At 64.4% G+C, this 4,595-nt stretch carries 3 protein-coding genes; all 3 read left to right on the top strand.

What is annotated here, in order from left to right:
* A partial coding sequence (locus CJ301_RS18165; RefSeq protein ID WP_099278755.1) for a dihydrolipoyl dehydrogenase family protein occupies positions 1–1,188 on the top strand: 1,188 nt, incomplete at its 5' end.
* Positions 1,189–1,445: 257 nt separating this feature from the next.
* Positions 1,446–2,252, top strand: coding sequence for a glucose 1-dehydrogenase (locus tag CJ301_RS18160; protein WP_099278754.1), 807 nt, complete (start codon positions 1,446–1,448; stop codon positions 2,250–2,252).
* Between the two features lie 682 nt (positions 2,253–2,934).
* Positions 2,935–4,281, top strand: a complete 1,347-nt coding sequence (locus CJ301_RS18150) for a dihydrolipoyl dehydrogenase family protein (RefSeq protein ID WP_099278752.1) — start codon at positions 2,935–2,937, stop codon at positions 4,279–4,281.
* Positions 4,282–4,595: the final 314 nt, after the last annotated feature.

The raw sequence follows: 4,595 nt of genomic DNA, 5'->3' as shown, positions 1-4,595 counted from the left end.
TCAGGTGCTGCGCAGGTCGATGACTGGTCCCGGCTCGTCGCCGGCAAGGACGACCTTGTCGCGACTTTGCGCCAGAAGAAATACGCTGACCTGCTGCCCAACTATGAGGGGGTCGATTACATCGAGGAAGGCCCCGCGACGTTGGTCGAGGGCGGTGTTCAGGTCGGAGATCGCACGATTACCGCGCCCAGAACGCTGATCGCTACGGGCAGCCGGTCGCTTGTCCCGGCGATCCGCGGGATTGAGGATGTCGAACCGCTCGACAGCCAATCACTTCTGGAGCTGGAGACCCTGCCCGAGAGCCTGATCTTCGTCGGGGCTGGCTATATCGGCGCGGAGCTGGCGCAGATGATGGCGCGGATGGGGGTCAAGGTAACCCTCGTGGCACGCTCCCGCCTGCTGCCCGGCGCAGAGCCCGAGGTGTCCGACGCCCTGACCGAGGCTTTCGAAGCCGAGGGCATCACGCTGCTGACCGGTCTGCAATATGACAGCGTTGCTGCGTCGGAAGATGGCGTCACCTTGAGGATCACGCAGGAGGGCACTGCGAAGGACGTCACCGCCGAGCGGATCGTCGTGACAGCCGGTCGGCGTGCCAATTCCGAAGATCTCGGCCTCCAGGAGGCGGATGTGCAGACCGACAGTCGCGGCGGGATCGTCGTGGGACAGGATATGCAGACCTCGCGCCCTGGCATCTATGCCGCCGGTGATGTGACCGACCGCGACCAGTTCGTCTACATGGCAGCCTACGGCGCCAAGATCGCGGCACGCAACGCCGTGGCGGATGCCGAAGAGCGATATGACAACAGCACGATGCCCTGGGTGGTCTTTACCGATCCGCAGGTGGCGGGAGTCGGTCTGAGCGAGCAACAGGCGCGCGATGCGGGACACGATGTGAAGACCTCGGTGCTGTCGCTCGACCAGGTGCCCCGGGCCCAGGCAGCGCGCGACACGCGAGGGCTCATCAAGCTCGTGGCCGACCGGGAGACAGACCGGCTGCTCGGTGGACAGATCGTGGCGCCCGAAGGGTCCGACACCATCCAGACGCTGGTGATGGCGCTGAAGGCGGGCATGACGACCAAGGAACTGGGCGAAACGATCTTTCCCTATCTGACGACCGTCGAGGGCCTGAAGCTCGCAGCGCAGACCTTCGACAAGGACGTGGCCATGCTGAGCTGCTGTGCCGGGTAAGATCGGCCTTTCGTCCGGCCCGCCCTGCGTCAGTGGGCCGGATCACCCCTCCATATGCAGGTGCCGATTGTCGGTGTCCGCTCCTGTGGAACCTGCATCGCGTGTCTGTAGTTTGATGCAGAGTTGGAGGAGGTCCTGACGTTCCTTGAGCGTTGCCGAGGAGGCTCGAGGGAAGACATCGCGTCTCGCACTGGGCGTCCGTGTGAGGCTGTTCACCGAACCCGGCGGCCTGACCGCCTGGCCTGATCGAGGATACCATGCAGCAGTTGCCACTCGAAAACACCCGCGCGATCGTGACTGGCGCAAGCTCCGGGATCGGCGAGGGGATTGCGCAGGCCTTCGCTGCGGCGGGCGCCTCGGTCATCGTCAACTTCCGCTCCGACGAGGAGGCGGCCGATCGCATCGTCGGTGAAATCCGCAGGAACGGCGGTCGCGCCGAGGCGGTGCAGGCCGACATCTCAACGCCGGAGGGCTGCGGGACACTGTTCGAAGCGGCCGATGAGCAGTTCGGCGGGGTGGACATCCTCGTGTCGAACGCCGGCATCCAGCGCGATGCCACCTTCACCGAACTGAGCCTCGAAGACTGGCGCCAGGTCCTCGACGTCAACCTGACCGGCCAGTTCCTCTGCGCTCAGGAGGCGGTGCGACGCTTCCGCTGTCAGGGTCTCGATCCGGAACGGTCTCCGGCGCTCGGAAAGATCATCTTCACCAGCTCCGTGCACCAGGCCATACCTTGGGCGGGCCATGCGAACTACGCCACCGCCAAGGGCGGGGTGAAGCTCCTGATGGAGACGATGGCGCAGGAACTGGCCTGCGAGAAGATCCGCGTCAACGCCATCGCGCCTGGGGCGATCAAGACGGCCATCAATCGGGACGCGTGGGAGGACGAGGAGGCCCGGAAGGAGCTTCTGAAACTCATCCCTTATGGCCGGGTTGGCGAAACCGAGGATGTGGCCGAGGCCGCGGTCTGGCTCGCGTCGGACGCGTCGGACTACGTGGTCGGGACGACGCTCTTCGTGGATGGCGGCATGATGCTCTACCCCGCCTTCCGCGAGGGCGGCTGATGGCTCCCCGCAATGCCGGATACCTGCCGTTGCGAGACTACGCTCTCCTCGGCGATTGCCACGGCGCGGCCCTGGTCGGCCGGGACGGTGCGATGGACTGGTTCTGCCCGGTCCGCTTTGGTGCGCAGTCGGCCTGCTGGACGCTATGCCTTCCTCGGAAACTTCCCGCAGGCCTTCACACATCTGCCGCTGACCAACAGCGCCATCAACCTCGATCTCTACGAGACTGGCGGCGGCGACGCGCTTCTGGGGACCCACGCCGACAGGACAGCGCGCGCCGCACCGGAGCGGGATCGAAGCGCTCAGCCTGACTCAGGCAACGAGGCCGCAGGGCTGTCTCGCGCCACCCGGTCTCTTGGATCTCGACCTGAAACAGGAGAGCGGAAAGTGTCATCGAATGGACAGCAGGGCGTTCCGCTGGATGCAATGATATCCGGCGAGATCCGCTCTCATGAAATTGAGGAATGTGCCCGTTGCGGCAGCCGGTTCCCCACTCCCGGGGTGGAGCACCAAGGCCGCCACTACTGCTGCGACAGATGCGCCATGGGGCCGAGCTCCCGAATGAAAGCCCGCATGATGGTCCGTATGGCCCCGATGCTTGTTGGACTTGTCGGCGCCGGGGCTTTCGCGGGCTGGCTGGCCGCGCGTGGCAGTCGGAAAACCCGATCAAAGGAGATTTGAAATGAGCAAGACATACGACGTCATCGTCATCGGAAGCGGCACCGCCGCGACCACCGTGGCCAAGCGTGTCAGCGCCGCTGGCCGAAGCGTGGCCGTGACTGATTTCCGTCCCTATGGCGGCACTTGTGCCCTGCGCGGCTGCGATCCCAAGAAGATGCTGATCGGTGGCACCTCTGCCTCCGATCATGCCCGGCGAATGCAGGGCAAGGGGGTCGAGGGCGACGTGCGGATCGACTGGCGCGAATTGCTGGAATTCAAGCGCGGCTTCACTGACCCGGTGCCGGAGAAGAAGGAGAAGAGCTTCTCCGAAAGCGGCATCGCGACCTTCCACGGGCGGGCCCGCTTTGTCGGTCCGAATGCGGTGGAGGTCGATGGCGAGACCCTGGAGGCCAAGCACATCGTTCTGGCGACCGGCTCTGAGGCGATGAAGCTGGGGATTCCCGGTGAAGAGCATTTGATCGACAATGAGCGCTTCCTCGAAATGGAGAGCCTGCCGCGCCGCATCGTGCTGGTCGGTGGAGGCTATATCGCGGCGGAATTTTCCCACATCGCGGCGCGGGCCGGGGCGGAGGTGACGATCCTCCAGCATGGGGATCGGATGCTGACGGGGTTCGATCCGGATCTGGTCGGATGGTTGATGGAGAAATACGAAGAGATCGGCGTCACCCTGCATACCGGCACCGAGGTCGAGCGCGTCGAAAAGACCGGGGATGCCTTTCGCGTAACCGCCACCGGCGAAGGGGGATCGAGAACCTTCGATGCGGATCTCGTCGTGCACGCGGCTGGCCGCAAGCCCGATTTCGCGCCGCTTGCTCTTGAGGCGGCTGGCGTCGAACTGCATGACGGCAAGCTGGCGCTCAACGAATACCTGCAAAGCACCTCGAACCCAGCCGTTTACGCCGCCGGCGACACGGCCCAGATGGGCCCGCCGCTGACTCCCGTGTCCAACCATGATGGAAAGGTGGTTGCGGCAAACCTGCTTGAGGGCAATCACAGCACGCCGAACTACAAGGGCGTGCCCTCGGTCGCCTTCACCCTGCCGCTGATTGCTCGTGTGGGGCTCGACGAGGCCGAGGCCCGGGAGCAGGGGTTGAAGTTCCGCATGCAGTGCGACCGGACACCCGGCTGGTTCTCGACGCGCCAGCAGGCGGAATCCGTCTCCGGCTACAAGGTTCTGGTCGAGGACGGCAGCGAGCGCATTCTGGGCGCGCACCTGCTGGGACCGCATGCCGATGAGGTCATCAATGTCTTTACCCTTGCCGTGCGGCACGGGCTGACGGCCGACCAGCTCAAGGACACGATGTTCGCCTATCCCACTGGAGCGTCCGACATCTCGTCGATGTTGTGAAGGTAGGTAACGTGGGGGAACGCAGTCCCTGTCTGGCTTCTGCGGGTCACAGAGTGTGGGACTAATTTTTCAGCGCCACAGGGCGGTGATCGCAAGGTCTGCTCCTGCTGCGACAAGAGGAAGACGTGCCAAGAGGGGAGATTGCGGATCTCGTCAAGAACACCGTTTGGGCTTCTACTGACGAGACAGGTGGAGCGCCGCGAGGTGCTCCGCTCGTTTTTTGCGACGATGAATGCCTCATCCGCCCGTGCCGAAGGGCTGCACCCAGACCACCAGAAGGACAAGGTAAAGCCCGTAGATGACCGGCAGAGCAA

The organism is Limimaricola cinnabarinus, from assembly GCF_002723615.1.
In the GTDB taxonomy this organism is placed as follows: Bacteria; Pseudomonadota; Alphaproteobacteria; order Rhodobacterales; family Rhodobacteraceae; genus Limimaricola; species Limimaricola cinnabarinus_B.
The sequence above is the reverse complement of the archived record's forward strand: the minus strand, read 5'-3'. Positions and strand labels throughout refer to the sequence as shown.

Bases quoted from the DNA above. Each gene is read 5' to 3' on its own strand.
- CJ301_RS18160 (WP_099278754.1), top strand. From the start codon at position 1,446: ATGCAGCAGTTGCCACTCGAAAACACCCGCGCGATCGTGACTGGCGCA.
- CJ301_RS18150 (WP_099278752.1), top strand. From the start codon at position 2,935: ATGAGCAAGACATACGACGTCATCGTCATCGGAAGCGGCACCGCCGCG.